General features: G+C 74.0%; 17 protein-coding genes and 1 pseudogene. 7 read left to right on the top strand and 11 right to left on the bottom strand.

Going from position 1 to position 20,803, the window contains the following annotated elements; genetic code table 11:
• Positions 1 to 286 precede the first annotated feature (286 nt).
• The 4 genes from F0L17_RS12315 to F0L17_RS12300 all read right to left on the bottom strand — a co-directional run bounded on the left by F0L17_RS12315 (position 287) and on the right by F0L17_RS12300 (position 4,599).
• Complete coding sequence (locus F0L17_RS12315; RefSeq protein ID WP_202917864.1) at positions 287 to 1,573, bottom strand: type III PLP-dependent enzyme domain-containing protein; 1,287 nt, start codon at positions 1,571 to 1,573, stop codon at positions 287 to 289.
• Between the two features lie 541 nt (positions 1,574 to 2,114).
• Positions 2,115 to 3,548, bottom strand: a complete 1,434-nt coding sequence (locus F0L17_RS12310) for a DEAD/DEAH box helicase (protein ID WP_155071108.1) — start codon at positions 3,546 to 3,548, stop codon at positions 2,115 to 2,117.
• Between the two features lie 202 nt (positions 3,549 to 3,750).
• Positions 3,751 to 3,954, bottom strand: a complete 204-nt coding sequence (locus tag F0L17_RS12305; protein ID WP_155071107.1) for a cold-shock protein — start codon at positions 3,952 to 3,954, stop codon at positions 3,751 to 3,753.
• Between the two features lie 363 nt (positions 3,955 to 4,317).
• Complete coding sequence (locus F0L17_RS12300; protein WP_155073537.1) at positions 4,318 to 4,599, bottom strand: helix-turn-helix domain-containing protein; 282 nt, start codon at positions 4,597 to 4,599, stop codon at positions 4,318 to 4,320.
• Between the two features lie 763 nt (positions 4,600 to 5,362).
• On the opposite strand from F0L17_RS12300, the gene gdhA reads away from it, so the two are divergent.
• Both gdhA and F0L17_RS12290 read left to right on the top strand, forming a co-directional pair.
• Positions 5,363 to 6,688 carry an NADP-specific glutamate dehydrogenase gene (gdhA, locus tag F0L17_RS12295; protein ID WP_338018058.1) on the top strand — a complete coding sequence of 442 codons (1,326 nt, stop codon included), beginning with the start codon at positions 5,363 to 5,365 and terminating at the stop codon, positions 6,686 to 6,688.
• Between the two features lie 148 nt (positions 6,689 to 6,836).
• Positions 6,837 to 7,460, top strand: a pseudogene (locus tag F0L17_RS12290) (hypothetical protein); the annotation flags it as partial.
• A 150-nt stretch (positions 7,461 to 7,610) separates the two neighbouring features.
• Here the strand turns inward: F0L17_RS12290 and F0L17_RS12285 are convergent.
• Positions 7,611 to 8,111, bottom strand: a complete 501-nt coding sequence (locus F0L17_RS12285; RefSeq protein ID WP_155071105.1) for an FBP domain-containing protein — start codon at positions 8,109 to 8,111, stop codon at positions 7,611 to 7,613.
• 298 nt (positions 8,112 to 8,409) lie between these two features.
• Between F0L17_RS12285 and F0L17_RS12280 the strand changes: the two genes are divergently transcribed.
• Positions 8,410 to 9,762, top strand: coding sequence for a hypothetical protein (locus F0L17_RS12280; protein ID WP_155071104.1), 1,353 nt, complete (start codon positions 8,410 to 8,412; stop codon positions 9,760 to 9,762).
• Between the two features lie 33 nt (positions 9,763 to 9,795).
• Here F0L17_RS12280 and F0L17_RS12275 read toward each other — a convergent pair whose 3' ends face one another.
• Both F0L17_RS12275 and F0L17_RS12270 read right to left on the bottom strand, forming a co-directional pair.
• Positions 9,796 to 11,970, bottom strand: coding sequence for a SpoIIE family protein phosphatase (locus tag F0L17_RS12275; RefSeq protein WP_155071103.1), 2,175 nt, complete (start codon positions 11,968 to 11,970; stop codon positions 9,796 to 9,798).
• 1 nt (position 11,971) lies between these two features.
• Positions 11,972 to 13,135 carry an acyl-CoA dehydrogenase family protein gene (locus F0L17_RS12270; RefSeq protein ID WP_155071102.1) on the bottom strand — a complete coding sequence of 388 codons (1,164 nt, stop codon included), beginning with the start codon at positions 13,133 to 13,135 and terminating at the stop codon, positions 11,972 to 11,974.
• A gap of 409 nt (positions 13,136 to 13,544) precedes the next feature.
• Between F0L17_RS12270 and F0L17_RS12265 the strand changes: the two genes are divergently transcribed.
• The 3 genes from F0L17_RS12265 to F0L17_RS12255 all read left to right on the top strand — a co-directional run bounded on the left by F0L17_RS12265 (position 13,545) and on the right by F0L17_RS12255 (position 17,233).
• Positions 13,545 to 15,011 carry a hypothetical protein gene (locus F0L17_RS12265; RefSeq protein WP_338018057.1) on the top strand — a complete coding sequence of 489 codons (1,467 nt, stop codon included), beginning with the start codon at positions 13,545 to 13,547 and terminating at the stop codon, positions 15,009 to 15,011.
• Between the two features lie 275 nt (positions 15,012 to 15,286).
• Complete coding sequence (locus tag F0L17_RS12260; RefSeq protein WP_338018056.1) at positions 15,287 to 15,925, top strand: potassium channel family protein; 639 nt, start codon at positions 15,287 to 15,289, stop codon at positions 15,923 to 15,925.
• Between the two features lie 174 nt (positions 15,926 to 16,099).
• Positions 16,100 to 17,233 carry a hypothetical protein gene (locus F0L17_RS12255; protein ID WP_155071101.1) on the top strand — a complete coding sequence of 378 codons (1,134 nt, stop codon included), beginning with the start codon at positions 16,100 to 16,102 and terminating at the stop codon, positions 17,231 to 17,233.
• A 39-nt stretch (positions 17,234 to 17,272) separates the two neighbouring features.
• Here F0L17_RS12255 and F0L17_RS12250 read toward each other — a convergent pair whose 3' ends face one another.
• The 4 genes from F0L17_RS12250 to F0L17_RS12235 form a co-directional block, all read right to left on the bottom strand.
• Positions 17,273 to 17,638: a PH domain-containing protein gene (locus F0L17_RS12250; RefSeq protein ID WP_155071100.1), complete on the bottom strand. Its 366-nt coding sequence runs from the start codon at positions 17,636 to 17,638 to the stop codon at positions 17,273 to 17,275.
• A gap of 40 nt (positions 17,639 to 17,678) precedes the next feature.
• Positions 17,679 to 17,876: a hypothetical protein gene (locus F0L17_RS12245; protein WP_155071099.1), complete on the bottom strand. Its 198-nt coding sequence runs from the start codon at positions 17,874 to 17,876 to the stop codon at positions 17,679 to 17,681.
• A 37-nt stretch (positions 17,877 to 17,913) separates the two neighbouring features.
• Positions 17,914 to 18,582, bottom strand: a complete 669-nt coding sequence (locus F0L17_RS12240) for a CatB-related O-acetyltransferase (RefSeq protein WP_420802414.1) — start codon at positions 18,580 to 18,582, stop codon at positions 17,914 to 17,916.
• Between the two features lie 104 nt (positions 18,583 to 18,686).
• Entirely contained in the window at positions 18,687 to 19,901 is a 1,215-nt protein-coding gene (locus F0L17_RS12235; RefSeq protein WP_155071098.1) for a helix-turn-helix domain-containing protein, read from the bottom strand.
• Positions 19,902 to 20,074: 173 nt separating this feature from the next.
• Between F0L17_RS12235 and F0L17_RS12230 the strand changes: the two genes are divergently transcribed.
• Positions 20,075 to 20,701: a hypothetical protein gene (locus F0L17_RS12230; RefSeq protein WP_155071097.1), complete on the top strand. Its 627-nt coding sequence runs from the start codon at positions 20,075 to 20,077 to the stop codon at positions 20,699 to 20,701.
• Positions 20,702 to 20,803: the final 102 nt, after the last annotated feature.

Genomic DNA, 20,803 nt, shown 5'->3' with positions numbered 1-20,803 from the left:
CCCGCCGCGGGCCCCCGGGACGCCGGTCGTCCCGTCGCCGGTCCCCGCGGCGTCCGCCGCCCGGACCCGGCCCGTCACGCGTGCCGCTCCACGGCCGACCGGACGGCCGGTGACGGGCGGGCGTGGGCGCGGGCGCGGGCCGGCACCTCCCGCGCTCTCCGGTGTCGCGGGACGGCCCCGCCGGCGGCGAGGGCGGTCGGTGGGGTGGGCGTGGTGGACACGGTCATGTGGTGACGCTCCGTCGGAGGAGGGTGTGGTACGGCCCCGGGGGGCCGCGCCGGGACGGTCAGAGCAGGTGGCGTTCCGCGACGGGGTGGCCGAGGAAGCTGTGCATCGCGAACTCCCAGCCGTAGGAACCCGCGTAGGGGAAAACGACCAGATCCCCCGCACGGACGCGGTCCACCCGGACATCGCGCAGCAACGTGTCCTCCGGGGTGCACAGTTCGCCGACGACCGTCACGCGCGCGTCGACCGCCTCGGGACGCGGCAGGCCCTCGGGCCAGCGTTCGACGGGCAGGACGGCGACGTTGTGCACCAGTTCCCAGGAGGTGGGCAGCTGGAAGTGGTTGATGCCGCCGCGCAGCACGGCGAAGGCGGAACCGTAGCTGTGCTTGACGTCGGTCACCTCGGCCGCGTACCAGCCGCAGTCGGCCACCAGGAAACGGCCCGGCTCCAGGACCACCCTCACCCCCGGCGGCGGCTCCACCCGTCCGGCCAGCTCCCCGAAGCGGGCGACGTCGAACGGCTCCTCGCCCGACAACTCCTCGAACGCCACGCCGATGCCGCCGCCGACGTCCACGTGACGCAGCTCGATCCCCGTCTCGCGGGCCGTCCGCACGCTCCACTCCACGCACCAGCGCAGGTAGGCGGCCTGCGAGTCGGCGTCGAGGTTGTTGGAGGCGGCGTGGATGTGGAAGCCCGTCACATCCAGCCCCGGCAGCCGCAGCGCCTCGGCCAGCACGGCCGGCACATCCGGTTCGGGGACGCCGAACTGCGAGGGCTCGCCGCCCATGCGGAGCGAGCCGGTGACGGGGATGTCGGCGGGGTTGACGCGCAGCGCCACACGGGCGGTGGTGCCCTCGGCGACGGCGATCCGGCTGATGCGGTGCAGCTCCAACGCGCTCTCGGCGTTGATCGCCTCCACCCCGGCGCGCACCAGGGCGGTCAGCACGGGCACGGACTTGGCCGGCCCGGCGGCGACGACGGGAACGGGCGCGCCACCGGGTGCGCCACCGGGCGGGTCCTCCTCGGGCGCCTTCTCCCGGAGGGCGGCCAGCGCCAACTCCAGCTCGGCCCGCGAGGCGACCTCGAAACCGTCCACGTACGGCGTGAGCGCCCTGACGACACCGGGGAAGGAGTTGGCCTTCACCGCGTAGTGGACGGACGCCCACCGCGGCAGTGCCTCGCGCAGCGCGCGGGCGCGCCCGGCGGCGACCTCCCCGTCGTACAGGTACGCGGAGACGGGCTCCGGCCCCTCCGCCAGCTCCAGCAGGCGGCGGCGGACCCTCGCGGGGAGGAGGTCGGGCGGGTAGGCGGAGCGCGGGGCGGCGGAGGGCGGGAGAACGATGGACACGGGCTCTACCTCGGGGAACCTCGGGAAGCGGGCGGGCGGGGAGAAGAGCGGTGCGGTCGGTCGTCCGGTGCGGACGTCACCCGTCGGCGGAAGCGCTCACGGCCCTCCTTCCGGGTGCGCGCCGTACGGACCGCCCTGTCGGGAGCCCGTCAACTTAGGGGAACCTAACTTAGAGTTTCCCCAGCTCCTTTCCAAGTGCGTTCCCCGTTCGGCCGAGCGCATCCGGGCATCACGGCGACGTGTGTGCGCCCCCCGCGCTCCGCCGGAGCGCGCGGGCGGGAGCGGCAGGGACAAGCATCCGCGCCACCGCGGGCCCTGAACAGACCGCGTGCGCCGATGCCCCCGCCCGGTGGGGGCACAGAACCGCGCGGCGCCGGGTGCCGGAGGGGCACCGAACGCCCTCGACGGGGCGGGCCCAGGGCCCGCCCCGTCGAGGGTCGGTGTGTCCGTCCGGTCCGCACCCGGTGCCTGCCCACACCTCCCGGACAGCGGGAGGGCGCCACGGGCGGCGACCGGAGAACCGGTGACGGTCGAAGGACGCTCAGCGCCCACGGTTCCGGCGGCGACGCGACGGGGCGCCGCCGCGCCCGACACGCTCCGGCGCCGGTGCGGCGATGGTCACGGGGACGCCGGAGGGCGCCTGGGCGCCGGTGATGCGGCTCAGTTCGGCCTCTCCGGAGCGGACGCGGGCGGTGTGCGGGACGATGCCGGCACAGGCCATCAGGCGGTCCATGCCACGGGACTGACCGGGGGTGACCAGGGTGACGACGCTGCCGGACTCGCCCGCGCGGGCGGTGCGGCCGCCGCGGTGCAGATAGTCCTTGTGGTCGCTGGGCGGATCCACGTTGACCACCAGGTCGAGGTTGTCGACGTGGATGCCGCGGGCCGCGACGTTGGTGGCCACCAGCGCGGTGACGTCGCCCGTCCTGAACTGGGCGAGGGTGCGGGTGCGCTGGGGCTGGGACTTGCCGCCGTGCAGAGCGGCGGCGCGCACCCCGCTGTTCAGCAGGTGCCGAGTGAGCCGGTCCACGGCGTGCTTGGTGTCGAGGAACATGATCACCCTGCCGTCGCGGGCCGCGATCTCGGTGGTGACGGCGTGCTTGTCGGCGCCGTGGACGTGCAGGGTGTGGTGCTCCATCGTGGTGACCGCGCCCGCCGAGGGGTCGACCGAGTGGACCACCGGGTCGTTCAGGTAGCGGCGGACCAGAAGATCGACGTTGCGGTCCAGGGTGGCCGAGAACAGCATCCGCTGCCCTCCGGGGCTCACCCGGTCGAGCAGGGCGGTGACCTGGGGCATGAAGCCCATGTCGGTCATCTGGTCGGCCTCGTCCAGCACGGTGGTCCGCACCTCGTCCAGCCGGCAGTCGCCCCGCTCGACCAGGTCCCTGAGCCGTCCGGGGGTCGCGACCACGACCTCGGCCCCGGAGCGCAGGGCCCCGGCCTGCCGGCCGATGGACATGCCGCCGACCACGGTGACCGTCCGCAGGGACAGCGACCGGGCGTACGGGGTGAGCGCGTCGGTGACCTGCTGGGCCAGCTCCCGGGTGGGCACCAGCACCAGGGCCAGCGGGCGGCGCGGTTCGGCGCGCCGGCCGGCGGTGCGGGCGAGCAGGGCCAGCCCGAAGGCGAGGGTCTTGCCCGATCCGGTGCGCCCCCGGCCCAGGACGTCCCGGCCGGCCAGCGAGTTCGGCAGCGTGGCCGCCTGGATCGGGAACGGCTCGTTCATGCCCAGCTTGGCGAGCGTCCTCGACAGCGCGGCCGGCATGTCCAGTTCGGCGAACGAGGCGACCGCGGGCAGGGCGGGGGTGACGGTGACCGGCGGCGCGAACTCCCCCTGCCGCGCGGCGGGCCGGCGCCCGGGGCCGTTCGAACGGCCGGAGGTCCGCGAGCGGAATCCACCGCCCCTGCCCGAACCGGCTGAGGTGCTTTTTCCGGCGAAGGAACGGTGATCGCTCGTACGGGTGACGCGGTTCATGCGGAACCTCCTCGAAACGGCGCGCATCGAGGATCTCCCTGGCCGAAGTAAGCGAGCGGGAAAACGCCGGAACGTGCCGGTGGAAAACGGAATGAAGCCCGGGGCCGCGGGGCGGCGCGCCGGGCCGGGAGAGGCCGGGAAAGGCGGAGAGCCGGGGTCCGCACCCAAGGTGCGGACCCCGGCTCTCGACGTGTGCCAGGCGTCAGGCGGGAACGATGTTCTCCGCCTGCGGGCCCTTCTGGCCCTGCGTGACGTCGAAGCTCACCTTCTGGCCCTCCAGGAGCTCACGGAAGCCCTGGGCGGCGATGTTCGAGTAGTGGGCGAAGACGTCGGCGCCGCCGCCGTCCTGCTCGATGAAGCCGAAGCCCTTTTCGCTGTTGAACCACTTCACGGTGCCAGTAGCCATGTCTGTCTCCTTCACGGGGCAGTTTCCGGGACCGCACTGTGCGATCCCCGAGTCGCCGCGATGATTGCCCCGTCCGGAAAAAGCACCGGAAACAAGAAAGCGCGCCCACGACACAGGATGCCGGTGGGAGCACTTGTAAGTCTTTGGGAACCACAACTGCAACTGAGATCGACAGTAGCACGGGGAGAGCGACGGTGGGCGGAGGGATTTTCGGCCTCCCGCGCGGCGCCGTGGAGACCTCGCGGAGCGATGGATTTTTCCTCTTCCCGCGACAACAGATATTCGCGCCTGCGCGCCGGAACACTCCTGCGCGGGAAGGACGGCCCTCCACCCGGTCCGGGCGGGACAGCCCGGACTTCCCGGTCAGGAGTCGGCGGGCCGGTCGGGGGCCGGCCTCGACCGGCGCAGCTCCTCGTTGATCCGCAGGGCCTCCTCCAGCTGGTCCTCGAGGATCACGATGCGGCAGGCGGCCTCGATCGGGTTGCCCTGGTCGACGAGTTCGCGGGCCCGTGCGGCGATGCGCAACTGGTAGCGGGAGTAGCGGCGGTGCCCGCCCTCGGACCGCAGGGGGGTGATGAGCCCGGCCTCGCCGATGGCCCGCAGGAAGGCGGGGGTGGTGCCGATCATCTCCGCGGCGCGGCCCATGGTGTAGGCGGGGAAGTCGTCGTCGTCGAGCCTGTCGGTGGTGTTCGGTCGGTTCTTCTGGGGCACCTGCACCTCATCGTCGTCGGGCGTGCCGAGGGGCCCCGGTGCCGTGCGGCACCGGGGCCCCGAGAGGTTCGACACCATCCGCCGGCGCCGTACGCCGGCTTCCTGCCGCCCGCCCGGACGTCCGGGCGGGCCCGATGGCGTCCGCTCCTCTCCGGAGATTCCCTCCGGGTGCTTCTCGCGGCGGTTCGCGTCCACTCTGCCGCGCGTCTCGGACCCTTCTCGGCTACGGCGGAAATCCTAACTTCGACGCATCCGAATGTCTACCATGGGCACGGTAGCTTTCCGTTTCCCGAGGGGACAGGATCGCGCCGTGCGCCCCGAGGGGCCCTCACGCGCGGTGATTCACCGGAGCGCCCGCGGAGGAGGGGCGAGATCCGACGGTGTGACGTACGCCACGGCTCCGTACGGCTCGTGCCGGGCGGCGACAGCGTCCACCCGGGTGAGCCGGAAACGCATCGCCGCCGTGCGGCCACCGGGACCGGGGGGCCGGGCCGCCGGGGCCGGCGCGAGTCCCGAAACCGGCGTCCCCGAAGGGGAAACCGTGGCCACGGCATGTCACGCTGGTGGTCCGCCACGTCGACGCAGACGCCGAGCACCTGTCCATGGGGGTGCTCGGCGTCATGCGTTTGCGCGGGTTCCGTACGGGACGACGGGACAGGCGGACCACAGGAAGCCGCACCTTCTTCGAGGAGAACGCGTGATCGAGAAGCTCTACGACCGGATACTGCACCGCAACCCCGGTGAGAAGGAGTTCCACCAGGCCGTCTGGGAGGTCCTGGAGTCGCTCGAGCCGGTCTTCCACCGGCGCCCCGAACTGCTGGACGAGTCGCTCGTCGAGCGGCTGTGCGAGCCGGAGCGGCAGATCATCTTCCGTGTCCCGTGGTCGGACGACTCCGGGCGGACGCACATCAACCGCGGCTTCCGGGTGGAGTTCAACAGCGCCCTGGGCCCGTACAAGGGCGGCCTGCGCTTCCACCCGTCCGTCAACCTCGGGATCATCAAGTTCCTCGGCTTCGAGCAGACGTTCAAGAACGCCCTGACCGGCATGCCGATCGGCGGCGGCAAGGGCGGCAGCGACTTCGACCCCAAGGGGAAGTCGGACGCCGAGGTCATGCGCTTCTGCCAGTCCTTCATGACCGAGCTCTACCGCCACCTGGGCGAGTACACCGACGTCCCGGCCGGTGACATCGGGGTGGGCGGACGCGAGATCGGCTACCTCTTCGGCCAGTACCGCCGGATCACCAACCGCTGGGAGGCGGGCGTGCTGACCGGCAAGGGCGTCCTGTGGGGCGGTTCACAGGCACGCGCCGAGGCCACCGGCTACGGCCTGGTCGTCTTCACCGCCGAGATGCTGAAGACGCGCGGCGAGGACCTGGACGGCAAGCGCGTGGTCGTCTCCGGCTCCGGCAACGTGGCCATCCACGCCATGGAGAAGGCCCGGCAGCTCGGTGCCGTGCCGATCGCCTGCTCCGACTCCGGCGGCTACGTGGTGGACGACAAGGGCATCGACCTGGAGCTGCTGAAGCAGGTCAAGCTGGTCGAGCGCGGCCGACTGTCGGAGTACGCCGAGCGGAGCGGGGCGAACTTCGTCTCCGGCGGCCGGGTCTGGGACGTGCCCTGCGAGGTGGCCCTGCCGTCGGCCACCCAGAACGAACTCGACGACAAGGACGCGGCGACGCTGGCGCGCAACGGCGTGCAGGCGGTCGGCGAGGGCGCCAACATGCCCACCACACCGGGCGGCGTGCGGGTGCTGCGCGAGGCCGGGGTGCTGTTCGGACCGGGCAAGGCCGCCAACGCGGGCGGCGTGGCCACCAGCGCGCTGGAGATGCAGCAGAACGCCTCGCGCGACTCGTGGACCTTCGAGCACACCGAGGCCCGGCTGACGGAGATCATGCGGCACATCCACCGCCTCTGCCACGAGACGGCCGAACGCTACGACCGTCCCGGCGACTACGTGGCGGGCGCCAACATCGCCGGCTTCGAGCTGGTGGAGGAGGCCATGGTGGCGCAGGGCCTCATCTGAGGGACCGCGGAGGGACGGGACGGACACCCGTCGGGCCGGGCGGCCCGGGTCGGGGCACGAGCCCCGCCCCGGGCCGTCGCCGTATCGCCTGCCCGGTTCACCTGCACGGCGCCTCCCTCGGGGGCCAGGGTGCGTCTGCGTACATCCGGGCGACCAGCGGGCCCTGGAGGTCGTCGAGAGCTGGGAGCGGCTCGTCCGCCAGGTGTGCCTGCGGCTCGGGGGCGAACTCGGCCAGAAGGTCCTGCCCGTCCAGCGGATCCGACGCGGCACCGACCCGCAGGCCCGCCGCGTCGCCCTCGCCGACCGGTTCTGCGAGGACGGCCGACTCCACGCGGAGCTGCGCGTCGAGGGGGCGCCGGGCATCCTGGCCGTCACCGCCGACCTGCGCACCGGCAAGCTGCGCACGTCCGTCGAGACCCCCGCGCCCGAGCAGGGCTATCCGCTCGCCTGGGTCAAGCGCCTGATCCGGCAACTCGCCGAGGCCCCGGCCGACCTGCACGTGGAGACCCTGGTCGAGGGGCAGGGCAGCGGTCCGCGCGGGACGCTGGAGCGGCTGCGCCCGGAACCGGGCGACCTCCTCCCCCGGGACGGCTCCCGGATCACCGGTTTCCGGCTCTCCCTGTTCAAGGGCATGGGCGTCAGCCGTGGCAGTGCCGAGACGGGGTTCATCCGCAGCGTCGACGACGCCGTGCACCGCTTCCACGCCGGCGTGGTCACGCACCTGGAGCGCCGTCCGTCCCGTCGGCAGTCGGCCGAGGCCTCCGGGGAGTGACCCCGGTCCCCCCGCCCGGGGCGCCGTGAGGCCGGCTCCCGGGCGCGGCCCGCGCCGCCCGTCGACCGAGCGGTCAGGGGCGCGGTGGCCGGGCCGAGCGCCGTGATGCCGAGCGTCGCGGTGTCCGCCGCCGCGGCCGCCGCTCCCCGTTCACGCGTGGAGCCTGTCGAGGAAGGCGAACAGGTTCTCCCTGGTGCGCTCCGCCTGTTCCTCGACGGTCAGGGTCTCCTGGAAGCGTCCGCCGTCCTCGGGGACCCTGAGCCCCCGTACGTAGAGGGAGCAGGCGAGGTCGGCGCACATGTACAGCCCGACCGAGTCGCCGTCCCGTCCGGCCCGGCGCGCCTTGCGGGCGGCCATCAGGCAGACGCCGTCGCCCCGGTGGGTGGTCAGGCACAGGGAGCACATGCCGCCCCCGTGGGGTGGGCGGCCGGGGCGCCGGGGGGAGGAGCGCAGTGTCACGCCGACGGGGCGTCCCTCGCGTTCGGTGACGAGGTAGCCGCGGTCGGGGGCGGCCGGGTCGCGCCAGCCGAGGAAGTCCAGGTCGGCCCAGGGGCGTTCCGCCAGGTCGCGCGGTACCGCCAGCCGTCCGGCCTCCCCCTTGGTGCAGTTGACGAAGGACGCCCGGATGTCCTTCTCGTTCAGTGGTCGCATGGGGGGACGCTAACTTTTCCTAAGGGTATTAGGCAAACCATTAATGCTCTTAGGTTGATGGTCGGCGGAGGCGTACGGCCCGTGCGGGGCGGGGGCGGAGCGGATGGCGGCGCGGGGCGTCCGACCGGGGGCGTCCAACAGGGGCGGGAGCGGTAGGACTTGACGGGTCGTCGTACCGGTCGGCGGGGTGGGGTGTGCTCCGGTGCGCGTGTCTGAACGATTGGGAGTCCGAAATGCCTCAGAATGGTAGAAACTGCTCCATGATGACCATGGTTGTCCCGTTGCCGAGGAGCGTGTCATGCAAGTTCGCGAAGGGCTCCCCGACCAGCCCACCCGCGTCGGCCGCATCGACTGGCCGAGGGAAGGCGACGACGGTACGTACCTGCGCCTGCGGAGCGGTCATGTCGTCGTCTTCGACCGACAGCCCTGGCGGATCCTGGAGATCGACGAGTACCGGGACCACCCGTGGCCCCTCTCCTACGAACAGGCGTGGCGCGAACACGTCGAACTGTGGCGGCACTCGGAGGACCTGCGCCGGATGAACGGGCGGCTGAACGTTCCGCCCCCCGAGCGCTCCGACTTCTACAAGCGGCCCGTCGTCCTCGTCCTGCGCAACGAGAACTTCCCCCGCTCCGCGCCCAAGTACTGGTGCGCTCCCATCGGTCACAGTTGGCAGGTCCTGCCGGAGCACTACGCGGTCTGCCGCACCTGCGGCGAACTGCCGCCGTGCAGCAACGGGGAGTACCGCGGGGAGATCGGCCCCCGCGCGGCGGCGCAGAAGGAGGGCGCCGGCCTGTGCGTGCCCGCCGGGTGCTGCATCGGGTGCGCCGAACCCATCAAGCCCCGAATGCGGACGGTCCGCTTTCCCGGCCCCAACCTCTGGTACCCGGACCTCGGTGAGGGCAGCGCGATCTTCCACGCCCGCGCCGCCTGCGCCGACCAGGTCGAGTGCTACCGGCTCCAGTGGAAGGCCGAACACGTGCCCACCGCACAGCAGTCGTCCACCCCGCTGTGGTCGCCGGGTACCACCGAGAGCGTCCTGCTGCCGCAGACCAGGCTCTCGCCGGACGTCGCCAAGCCCGTCAAGGGCTGGAGCGCACCGGTCGGGAGCGGCGGCGCGGACAAGGGACCGGGCACGGGCGCGGGCACTTCCGGGAGCGCGGACCGGGGAACGGGGACGACGGAGGCCGCCTCCCGCGCGGGGACGGTCGAGCCGCGGACCGAGGATTCGGCTCCCGCCGAACCCCCCGAACTCCCGTCCCAGGCCCAGGCCCAGACCCCGGCGGCCCCGACACCGGCCGAGACCGCCGAACCGGCGCCCGCGCCGAACCCGACACCCGCTCCGGCTCCGGCTCCGACACCGGAGTCCACCGCGTCCACCGCGTCCACCGCGTCCACCGCGTCCACCGCGCCCCCGGCCGTACCCGCGCCGCACTCCCCGACACCCACCGCTCCACCGGCCGCCCCCGCGACCGCCGAGGGGCTGGACGCGGTCCGCCGCCTCACCGAGGACCTCAACACCTCCCTGGCGACCGACCGCCCCGCCTTCCACGACGCGGAGCAGGCGGCCCGGGTGATCGAGGAACTCACCGCCGCGGTCCGCAACATCGCCCTCTGCCTCAACGGCACGGGACTGCGCCCGCGCCCCTGAGTCCCCGCCGGCCACCCGCCGGGGCGCCGGCCGTCAGGCGCGGGGGAGGGCGGTGACGGCGAGGACGGCCAGGTCGTCGCGGATCCGTTCGCCCCACCAGGCGTGGGCGTCCTCCAACAGGGCCGCCACCAGCTCGTCGGAAGGACGCTCCGCGTCCGGCGACAGGGGGTGCCGGGCGACCAGGGCGGCCAGGTCCTCCGGCTCCCGCCGGTCCTCCGCTCCCGCCCCCTCGGTGAAACCGTCGGTGTAGAGGACGAGGGCCTCGCCCGGCTCCAACTCCAGCTCGGCGACCGGGTGGTGGAGCTCGTCCAGGACGCCCAGCAGCGGGCCGCGCACCTCCAGCGGCGCGGTGTCGCCGTCGGCGCGACGCAACAGCGGCGCCGGGTGGCCGGCGGAGGCCAGCCGGACCCGGACCGGTCCGTCCGCCACCGGGTCGAGGACGGCGTAGACCAGGGTGCAGAACGGGGTGTTCTGGCGGCGCAGGGCGTTGTTGACCAGGTTCAGGACGTGGTCGGGGTCGGTGGTGTGCTGGGCCGCCGCCCACAGGGTGTGACGGACCAGCCCGGTGATGGAGGCGGCGACCGGCCCCTTGCCGCAGACGTCGCCCAGGGCCAGGACGTGCCGTCCGTCGGGCGCGGTGAAGGCGTCGTAGAAGTCCCCGCCGATGTGCAGACCACTGCCGAAGGGGTGGTAGCGGGCGGCCAGGTCGAAGCCGGGCAGTTCGGGCAGGCGCGGCGGGAGCAACGGGCGCTCCAGGGCCTTGGTGGTGTCCCGGAGGCGGCGCAGCAGCCGGTCCTGCCGGATGCCGACGGCCACCTGGTCGGCGATGTTCTCCAGGATGGAGAGGGTGGAGGCGGGCAGCGCCAGGCGGGTGGAGAGCGACAGCACACCGATCAGCTCTCCACCGGAGACCAACGGGTACCCGGCGAACGATCCCCGCAGGAGGCCGCCCCCGGCTCCCGCCCCGCCCCTGCCGTCCCTGCCGTCCCTGCCGCCCCCTCCGACGCCTCCGGGCCGGGCGGACCGGACGGACGCCGGGGGCGTGAGGTCCAGGTGGGGGCGGCGCTCGGCGACGATCCGGTCGACGAGGGCCCGCTCGACGTGCGAGGCGTGGGTGCGGAAGGTGTCGTCCGTCCGTTCGAGGTCGGCGCAGGCGGCGGGCTCCGGCTCCCCGGTGTGGGTCAGGGTCCATATGCAGGCGCGGTCGGCGCCCAACCGGTCGGCGGTGGCCCGCGCGCAGCGGTGCAGCCGGTCGGCCAGCGGGCCCGGGGCCGTCATGGCGGCTGCCACCTCGGCGCTGAGCAGGGCGTGGCCGGTGCGCTCGGCGAGCTTGCGCTGGGCGTGCAGCCGGTCGGTGACGTCCTCGACGAGGACGAGGCTGTGCTCGTGTCCCTCGTCGTCGAGCACCGGCTGGGGCGCGACGCGCAGGGCCTGTCCGGTGCCGTCGGACCTGGAGCGCTCGAAGACCACGTCGGGGCCGGGGGGACCGGGGGCGTCGTGGGCGGAGTGTCGCTCTGCGGAGGCCAGGTGCTGGAGCAGCGCCGGGCGGGCGTCGGTGGGGAACAGGTCGGTCAACGGGCGCCGCGGCGCATGGGCGTCGGTCAGCTCCAGCACATCGGCCGCCCTGCGGTTCCAGGCGATCAGCGTGCCGTCGCGGTCCAGCATCAGCGCTCCGATCGGGGCCTGGGAGAGGAGCGCGCCCAACAGGCGCTCCCCGCGCTGCCGCCGCTCCCCGTGCGGACGCCCGCCCGTGGCGCCGGAGGTGAGCTGCCGCTGGGCCACCGTCCGCACGGCGGTTTCGGCAAGCCGTCGGACCAGCCCGTCCACCAGTTCGCGGGCCACGTACGCCAGCCGGTCCGCCTCGGTGTCCGGCACCCGGCGGACGAGGTCGGAGGGGAAGAACAGCGGCAGGTCGGCCAGCTTGGCGGCGCTGGCGGAGGTGGAGACCACGGCGACGGCCAGGTCCGACAGGTGGGGCCGCGCGGAGCGGATCAAACCGGCGGGCGCCGCCACCCGACGGCCGACCACCATGATCGTCGGCCGTCGCTCGCCGGGCGTGCCCGCGGTGTGGTCGGCGACCTCCGAGGCGGTGACGGACACCAGTTCGAAGCCGGCGCCGAAGACGGCCGCGAAGTCCTCGGCGGTCTCGGGCAGGACATCGACCAGCAGGATCCGGATCCCCTCGGGGGAGCGGGCGGCGTCGGACACGTCATCCCTCCAGCAGCGGTTCGTCCAGCAGGGCCCGTCCCGTCCACACCCGCAACAGGTCGGTGACCGGGGACATCACGTGGGCGGCGCGGGCGTCGCGCAGCATCCGGTGCAGGGAGGACTCCTCGCCGTAGCCGACACCGCCGACCAGGGTCAGGGCGTCGTTGACCGTGGCCTCGGCGGCCTCGGCGACCTCCGCCTTGGCCGAGGCCAGGGCGGGCAGCGCGTCCGGCGAGCCGCTCTCCGCCGCCGCGGCGGCGTGGTGGATCAGCCGGCGGGTGCGCTCCACGCGGGCCCACATCGTGCCCAACCGGTGCTGGACGACGGGCTGGGTGCTCAGGGAGCGGCCGCCGCCGCGCGCGCGGCGGCGCAGCAGGTGGGCGCGGGCATCCTCCAGGGCCGCGGCGGCGATCCCCAGGTAGGTGCCGGCCATGGCGAGCAGGAAGTAGGGGGCGACGACGTTGAACACGTACCAGATCTCGTCGCCCTCCTCGCCCAGCAGGCACCAGTCGGGGATCTCCACCCCGGGCAGCTCCACACCGCGCGAGGAGTTGCCGCGCATGCCGAACCCGTTCCAGCCCGGACCCCACTCCAGGCCGGGCGTGGCGCCGTCGACGACCGTGCAGGAGAACTGGCCGGGAGGCGTTCCGGGATCGGTGGCGACGGTGGAGACCACATAGGAGTCGGCGTGGCCGCCGTTGGTGACGAAGCTCTTGGTCCCGGTCAGCCGCAGCCGGCCCTCGCCGGCGCGCTCCATGCGGGTCCGCGGCAGCCAGAACTCGCCGGTCCCCGGCTCCGACAGCGCCAGGGTCGTCAGGTGCTCCCCGGCCGCGATGGGCTCCAGGTAGTGCTTGCGCTGCCGCTCACCGGCCTTCGCGGCGATCACGGCGGAGGCGACCAGGTGCATGCCGAAACAGATCGACGTCGACGCGCACGCCCGGCCCGTCACCTCGCCGACCTGCGCCACCGCCGACAGCCCGTGTCCCATGCCGCCGGAGTGCTCGGGCACCACCAGACCGCCCAGGCGGGAACGGAGCGCGGTGATCCCCTCCTCGGGCCACCGCCGCTCGGCGTCCACCTCGGCCGCCAGCGGGGCCAGGACCTCCTCGGAGATCTCCCGTGCCACAGCCACCGCGGCGCCCAACTCGATCCGCACCACCGTCATACTCCGTTCCTTGCGTGAACCCGGTCGAGAGCGTCGGCGGGTGTCCTGGCAACCGGTCTGGCGACTCGGAGGGCAACGCTGCCGTAGCGTACTTCAAATCGTACGTATCGGACGCTCCGGGGCTCCGTCGCGAGAATCGGGGACTTGGGCGGAGCGGCCGACTCCACGGCGGACCGCGGACCGGTGTTCTCCGGACCGCGCCACGATATCCACCCGCCCGAGCCGGCGGGAGCGTTCCGGCGCCTCGACGGCCCCGACCGACGGCCGCACCGAGCGCGGAGGGAGTAATTCATACGATCGGCCCGACGTGCCGGTGTATGCCGGCTCACGGGGGACGGTCCGCTGTTAGAACGGAACGAGGGGAACGGGTTCGAGGGCGGACGGACGGACTGGAGGCCGGGTGGAAGCCGTGACAGGTGATTCGGCGATACCCGACCGGGCGGGCGCGAAGTCCGGTGCCCCTCCCCCCGCGCCCCCGGACGGCGGTGCCCCCCACGGCACGCGGAGCGCACGGAGGGACGCCCGCCGGCTGGCGGCCGGGTGCGCGGCCCTGACCGTCCTGGCCGCCGTCCTGGTGCCGCTCACCCTGCCCCTGGGCTGGGACGAACGCGTCTACGCCGCCCGCTTCGGCCCGTACGGACCGGCCACGCCCTTCAGCGCCCCGCGGACCCGGGGCGTCCCCCTGCTGCTCTCTCCCGTCGCCTCCTGGAGCGACTCGGTGCCGCTGCTGCGCAGCTGGCTGCTGCTGCTCTTCGGCGCCACGCTCTACCTGGGGTTCCGACCCTGGCTGGAGGTGTCGGCGCGGCCGTCGGCGGTCCGGGTGGCGGCGGGGCTGTACGGCACCGTGTGGACGGCCCTGTTCTACGCGAACTCCGCCATGCCCAACCACTACACGGCGATGGGCACGCTGGCCGCCACGGGATGTCTGCTGCGGCGCCGCCCCTGGTGGGGCGGGGTGATCGCGGGCCTGGCCGTGGTGACGCTGATGCGACCCAACGACGGCGCCGCCGTCGCCGTCGCGCTGCTGGTGGCCACCGTCGCGGTGCCCGCCCTGCGCGGCCGGGCCGGGGTGCGGATCGCGGCCGTGGCGGGCGGCCTGGCGGCGGGCGCGCTGCCGTGGGTCGTCGAGGCGTACCTCCGGTTCGGCGGGGTGCGGGAACGGCTGGTGGAGGCGAGCGACACCCAGGGCGGCATGCGGCCCGTCCTCGGCTTCGTCCACCAGTTCACCGCCCTGGACGGTCCGCTGCTGTGCCGGCCGTGCGACGGTGACGGTGTGCGACCGCCTGCGGTGGAGCTGTGGCTGCTGTTGTCGTTGCTCGTCGCGCTCGGCCTGTGGTCCGCGCGCCGCGCGGGCACCTCCCGCGTGCCCCTGTGGACGGCGGTGGCCGTGGCGTTCGCCGCCGCGGCGCAGTACCTCTTCCTCGTTCCCTACGCGGCGCCGCGCTTCCTGCTGCCCGCCTACGCGCTGCTCGCCGTCCCCGCCGGGCTCGGACTGCTCGCCGCCGCGGACCGGGCCCGTCGCTCGCGCACGGTCGCCGTCGTCCTCGTCGTGGCACTGGCGGGTCACCTGGCCGTCCAGCTCACCCTGGCGCACGCCCACGCCGGCATCCAGGAGCGGGCGCGGGAGGACTGGCGGCGGATCGCGACGGTCCTGCACGAGGCGGGAGTACGCGCACCGTGCCTGATCACGGGCAACAGCGCGACGATCCCCGTCGCCCACACGGCGGGCTGCTCCTCGGCCGGCCCCGGGAACCGCAGGCGGGCCGACGCCGTGGTGACGCGCGACGCGAAGCCCCCCGAGTGGGCGCGCGACTGGCCCGCGCACACCGTGCCGGACACCTACAACCCCGGCTGGACCGTCGTCGTCCGGCCGTGAGCCGGCCCGGCCACCGGCTCCGCCACGGACTTGTGGGCGCCCAGTGGCCCGGACGGCACCACGGGCGGGGAACGCTCGGGCACGAGGGTGATGCCTCCCCCGTGGCCCTCTCCCCCGACCGGGGCGCACGGGCCGGCCGTTCGGGTGGTTCGCCCCGCCGGCCGGCCGGTCCGGCCCCGTCCCGGGGAAGCCGTCCTGCCGCGCCCGCCCCGGCATCCGTCCACCGGCCGGTCCCGGCGGGCCGACCGACCGGACGGCGGGAGGGAGGAGGACGCGTGCCGCCACCGCCACCGCCACCGTCGCCGCCCGGCCCCGACTCCGGCCCCAGCCCCGGCCCCGGCCCCGACTCCGACCCGGCACCGCCCACGGATCCCGCCTCGCGGCTCCGCACCGTCCGGGGGCTCCCGTCCGCCCTCGCGCTGCTGCGCCCGCTCCTGACCGCGACGGTGTTCCTCACCGCGTACTACCTGCTGCCGTCGGACCGGGAGTTCACCGGGGGCACGGCGGTCATCCTCGTCCTGGGGACGGCCGGAATCCTCGTCCTCTTCCTCTGGGAGATCCACGAGATCGAGCGCTCCCCGCGCCCGATGCTGCGGGCCGCCGAGGCGCTGGTGAGCGTCCTGCTGCTGTTCCTGCTGCTCTTCGCCACCGCCTACCACCTCCTGGAACGCGCCGAACCGGGCAGCTTCAACGAGCCCCTCACCCGCACCGACGCGCTGTACTTCGCGCTCACCACCTTCAGCACCGTCGGGTACGGCGACATCACCGCCCGGTCCCAGCCCGCGCGCGTGATCGTGATGGTGCAGATGACGGGTGGGCTGCTGCTCCTGGGCGTCGCGGTCCGGCTGGTGGTCGACACGGTCAAGTCCGCGCTGCGGCGCCAGGCGTCCCCCGGTGACCGGAGCGCGAGGTGACCGTCCACCGGATGCCGTCCATCCGTGGGACGGCGGAGCGGAGAAACGTTTCATCGGAACCGGTTCGTGCCGTTCCGGCCCCGAAGGGCGGAAGGTCCCACTACAGTGCGGCAACCAACCGCGCACCGGAGCCGGAGCACCGGTCGCGGGCGCCTGCGGCAGGGGGTGTTGGACATGGCCGGGCAACGCACCTGGGAGCAACCGACCGGAGAGCCGACCGACGGGGACGTCCTGGCGGCCGTCGGGCGGCTGATCGAGGCGCGCGGCGGTGTGGCGGACCTGCGCGCGCTGGGCGCCGTGAGGATCACCCGGTGCCCCGTCCTCGACTGCCGCGTCACCCGCTCCCTCCGGAGGCGCCGGGAGGCGGCCGTCGAGGAGAACGGGCAGCCCGACCTCTCCCACCTGCCCGTCTACGAGGACCTGGACGGCCACCTTGTGCCCCCGCCGAGCGACCCCCGTGTCCACCGGGTGCGGGAGCTGCTCCTCGACGGCTCGGTGCGCCGGCACGGCTGCTTCTGCGGCAACGGCAAGGTCCCCTGCTCGGTGTGCGCGGGGCGTGGACGAATCTCCTGCGAGCCGTGGATGCGGTGCGCCGCCTGCCGCGGGCGGGAGAGCTGCGCCGAGTGCGGGGGCAGCGGTCTGCGACGCGACGGCAGGACCAGGACCGCGGCGCGGCTCCCGAGGAGCGCGGACGCCACGGGCGTGCCCCGCGCCGACTGCGCCCTGTGCGACGCGCCCGCCTCCGCCTGCCCCGACTGCCGGGGCCGGGGCCACGGCCGCACGGTCTGCGCGGACTGCCGGGGCAAGGGCTCCCAGCCCTGCCCGGACTGCGACGGCTCGGGGAAGACCGACCACGAGACCTGCGGTGGGAAGGGCGTGCGGACCACCTGGACGCGGGGCGTCGTCGAGGACTCGCCCCACCACGAGGAGATCCGACTGCCCGAGGAACGCCTGCCGCTCCGCGTCCGCCGCCGGGCCAGGAGGCGGGGCGACTGGCGGCACGCCGTCCTCGCGGCCGACGACCCGCTGCCCGACGACCTCGCGCCCGAGCACCGCGCGGCCGTCGAGCCCCTGTTGGAGGACCGGCCGGGGGAGGTGGCCAGACGCGTGGAACTCGATCACCTGCCCCTGGTGCGGGTCGATGTCGTCACCCACCCCGACCAGGTCTTCTACGTCTTCCCCGACCCCACGCGGCTCAGGGTCGTCCCGGTCGCCTCCCGGCGACGGATCCGGCAGGTCACGACGGTCGCTCTCGCCGCCGCGCTGCTGTGCTCCCTGGTCCTGATGGTGGCACTGCTGCCCCGCTGACCCGCCGGCCCCACCGGTCCGCCGGCCCGTCGGTTCCGCCTACCCGGTGACGAACCGCGTCAGGATGGCCTGCACCTCGTAGATGTCCACGCCCTTGGTGAAGGTCTTCTGGATCGGTGTCGGGCTGCCGGAGATCCAGATCTTCAACTCCGCGTCGAGGTCGAAAGTCCCGGCCGTCTCCACCGAGAAGTGCGTGATGCTCCGGTACGGGACGGAGTGGTACTCCACCTTCTTGCCCGTGATCCCCTGTTTGTCGACGAGGATCAGCCGGCGGTCGGTGAAGAGGATGGTGTCGCGTATCAGCAGGTACGCGGCGCGCACCTGCTCCCCCTGGCCCAGCAGCCGCGCGTACTCCTGCTGCGCCGCGGCCGGATCGACCGTGTGTGCGTTCCCGAACAGCGCCATGCCCTGCCTCCCGGTCGACAACCGTGCGGTTTCCCACAACCTACCCGGCACCACCGACACCGGCCGTCAGGAGCCCGGACGAAGCCGTTCCGATCAGCCGTCCGCCGCTCGCCGGCCGGTCCGCGAAGCGCTCGTCGTCGAGGCCGGCCGCCTTCGGATGGCCGAGACCGATCAGGTCGCGGACCTGCCGGTCGAACTCCGCCCCCGGATCGAAGGGCGGCGCGGGAGTCTCCGTCACGAGGTGGTTCCTCTCTCGTCCTTCGCCGCGACCGCCGTCAACCGGCCCGGCCCGGCAGCCCGTCGGCGATGGCCTCGATCTCCGCCGGCGTCCCGGTCATGATCGTGCGGACGTGCTCGGCGACCGTCTCGACCGGCCAGTCCCACCAGGCGGCGCGCAACAGCCGTGCCACGTCCGCCTCGTCGTACCGCCGCTTGACCGGGCGGGCCGGATTCCCGCCGACGACCGTGTACGGCGGCACGTCCGAGGTGACGACGGCGCCGGTGGCGACGATCGCGCCGTCGCCGATGGTCACGCCCGGCATGACCGTGGCGCCGTGGCCGAACCACACGTCGTTGCCCACGACCGTGTCGCCCCGGCTGGGCAGGGACGTCATGATGTCGAGCGTCCGCTCGGCCCAGGCGCCGCCGAAGATGGTGAACGGGAAGGTGGACACCCCGAGCTTGGGGTGCTCGGCGCCCGCCATGATGAAACGGGTCCCGGTGGCGATGGCGCAGTACTTTCCGATGACCAGCCGCTCGGGGCCGTAGGCGTACAGGACGTTGCGCCGCTCGAACTCCTCGGCGTCGTCCGGGTCGTCGTAGTACGTGAACTCGCCGACCACGATGCGCGGATCGGTCACCAGGGGCTTGAGCAGGACCACCCGGTGGTGGTCGGGCAGGGGGTGGACGACGGTCGGGTCCGGAAGAGTTGACACGGGAGACACGATTCCCGCCTTCCCCACCGCCGGACAACGACGGATTCGGCCATGATCGAACTCGGCCCGCCGGCACCCGCCGGCATCCGACGGTGCCCCGAAGGGCGCCCGCCTCACCCCTGTCCGACGGTCCAGCGGCCCTCGGCGTCCGCGTACTGGTGGACCGGCGCTCCCCCGATGCCGCTGGTGCGGAACGGGCGCCCGTCGTCGGTGATCTCGACCGTGCCCGACCGCCCCCCACCGCTCCACTCCAGCTCCAGGTACCAGCGACAGTCGCAGTCGGTCGTCCGGGCGGAGACCAGCAGCACCTCGGGGTCCGTGGCCGTCACGGTGTAGGGGAAGGAGACGGCGGGAATCCGCTCCCCGGCCATGCCGTCGAAGCCCGCGACGGAACGGGCGACGGGGCGGGGCGCGTCGAGGTCCACGTCGAAGTGGCGCGGACTGAGCGCGCCGCCGCACCCCTGGCTCATCCGGTAGGCGTTCCACCCGACGGGCGCCGCGCGTTCGGTGACCCGCACGTGCAGCGCCTCCACCACCACGGGTCTCCCGGACGTGCCCTGGAGGGAGACGCGCACGGTGGTGTTCCCGCCGTCCAGCGCCCCCAGGGAACGCGCCCACGGCCCGGCGTCCTGCTCCACCGGCGGTGGAGGGACCTGCTCCGGCTCACGGTCGATCAGGTAGTCGTGGTCGCACCCGCTCTGCCAGACGTCGGAGTCGACGGTCCAGACCAGCGGTGCCTCCGCCGTGTCGCCGGACGGGGACGCGGCGGAGCCTCCGGTACCGGAACCGGGGGAACCCGGCGCGGACGACCCGGTGACGGCGACGGTGACGACGGCGGTGACGGCGACGGCGACGATGGTGACGACGGCCGCGAGGAGGACCGCCCGGCGCGGACGGGACGCGCGACGCCCGGGAACGGCGTCCGCGCCCGTGGGCTCGGGCCCGACGGCGGGCGCCGGCTCGGGCACGGACTCGGGTTCGGGCTCGGGCTCCGCGGCGGGCACCGGATCGGGCGTCCGCTCCCGCTCCGCCGGTTCCCGGGGCGGTGGGGCGGCCGGCGCGGCGGTCCGCGGACGCCGGGCCGCGTCCGCCAGGATCCACAGCCGGTGCAACCGGAGCACCTCCTGCGGCGAGGCCCCGCACAGCCGTGCCAGCCGCTCGACCGGAGCGAACCCCGACGGCACCGCCTCGCCCGAGCCGTACCGGTGCAGCGTCGAGGCACTCACGCCCAACCGCCGTGCCAGAGCCCCGTAGCTGCGCCCGGAACGCTCCTTGAGCGCACGCACCTGCTCCGCGAAGCGCTCGACCTCGGCTTCCTTCGGCGCCATCCGTCCGCCCCGTCCTGTCCCGGGTCCGTGTTCCACCCCTTCCACACAGTCCCACGTCAGAGGGGGTGGAATGGTTCCACCGTCCCACAGGGGCGCGTTCGCGTTGTCCCGGTCCCCGCCGTCCGCCCAAGCTGTTCGACGTCCTCACCGACCACCACAAGGGGGAACCGCGCATGCGTACGTTCCGCACCACGCTCACCACCGCGCTCACCGCCACGCTCACCGCAGCCCTCACCGCCATCGGGGTAGGGTCGGTCGCCGCGACCCCGGCCGCCGCCACGGCCGAACCGGCCTACCTCGACGCCGCGCAGATGCCGCCGTCCGCCACCCCGTGGACGGCCGGACCGGTCGTGAAGGGACTGCCGGAGACGGACGCGCCCTGCGCTGAGGGCGTCTTCCCGGACCGGCGCACCGGCCACCGCGCCTTCCGCACCGAACTGGACACCGGCGGCCTGCAGATCACCACGGTCGCCGCCTCCACCACCCGGGCCGCCGAACTCGTCACCCGCCTGCGCCGGTCCCTCGCCACCTGCGCCGACCGCGTCGAACGGCAGTACCCCACGACGGAGGCGAGCGGCGTCTACCACGGCAGGCTGGCGGTGGAGGAGGGCGCCCACGTCTACAGCCTGGACACCGAGGACCACGAGGTGGGCATCACCGACATCGCCCTGTTCTCCGTGGGCCGCGACGGACGCACCGTCACCTACGTCCAGTGGGGGCAGATGGGCGACCTGGCGGACGCCCCGTTGGGCGACTTCGAGAACACCACCCGCACCGCGGTGGCCAAGCTCCACCGCTGACCCGCCCCGGGCCGGCACGATCCTCCACCGGAACGTGCCGGCCCGGACGAACCACCCCGCGCCCGGAACACTCCTCAAGGGAGGGCGGGACCCCGCCCGGGT

Origin of the sequence: Streptomyces taklimakanensis (genome assembly GCF_009709575.1) — a bacterium.
In the GTDB taxonomy this organism is placed as follows: domain Bacteria; phylum Actinomycetota; class Actinomycetes; order Streptomycetales; family Streptomycetaceae; genus Streptomyces; species Streptomyces taklimakanensis.
Note: the sequence above shows the minus strand (reverse complement) of the source record. Positions and strands in the feature narration are given on the sequence as shown.

Coding starts and splice junctions, on each gene's coding strand:
- F0L17_RS12255 (WP_155071101.1), top strand. CDS start 16,100: ATGGCCGGGCAACGCACCTGGGAGCAACCGACCGGAGAGCCGACCGAC.
- F0L17_RS12280 (WP_155071104.1), top strand. CDS start 8,410: ATGCAAGTTCGCGAAGGGCTCCCCGACCAGCCCACCCGCGTCGGCCGC.
- F0L17_RS12235 (WP_155071098.1), bottom strand. CDS start 19,901: ATGGCGCCGAAGGAAGCCGAGGTCGAGCGCTTCGCGGAGCAGGTGCGT.
- F0L17_RS12250 (WP_155071100.1), bottom strand. CDS start 17,638: ATGGCGCTGTTCGGGAACGCACACACGGTCGATCCGGCCGCGGCGCAG.
- F0L17_RS12270 (WP_155071102.1), bottom strand. CDS start 13,135: ATGACGGTGGTGCGGATCGAGTTGGGCGCCGCGGTGGCTGTGGCACGG.
- F0L17_RS12285 (WP_155071105.1), bottom strand. CDS start 8,111: ATGCGACCACTGAACGAGAAGGACATCCGGGCGTCCTTCGTCAACTGC.
- F0L17_RS12310 (WP_155071108.1), bottom strand. CDS start 3,548: ATGAACCGCGTCACCCGTACGAGCGATCACCGTTCCTTCGCCGGAAAA.
- F0L17_RS12300 (WP_155073537.1), bottom strand. CDS start 4,599: ATGGGCCGCGCCGCGGAGATGATCGGCACCACCCCCGCCTTCCTGCGG.
- F0L17_RS12305 (WP_155071107.1), bottom strand. CDS start 3,954: ATGGCTACTGGCACCGTGAAGTGGTTCAACAGCGAAAAGGGCTTCGGC.
- F0L17_RS12230 (WP_155071097.1), top strand. CDS start 20,075: ATGCGTACGTTCCGCACCACGCTCACCACCGCGCTCACCGCCACGCTC.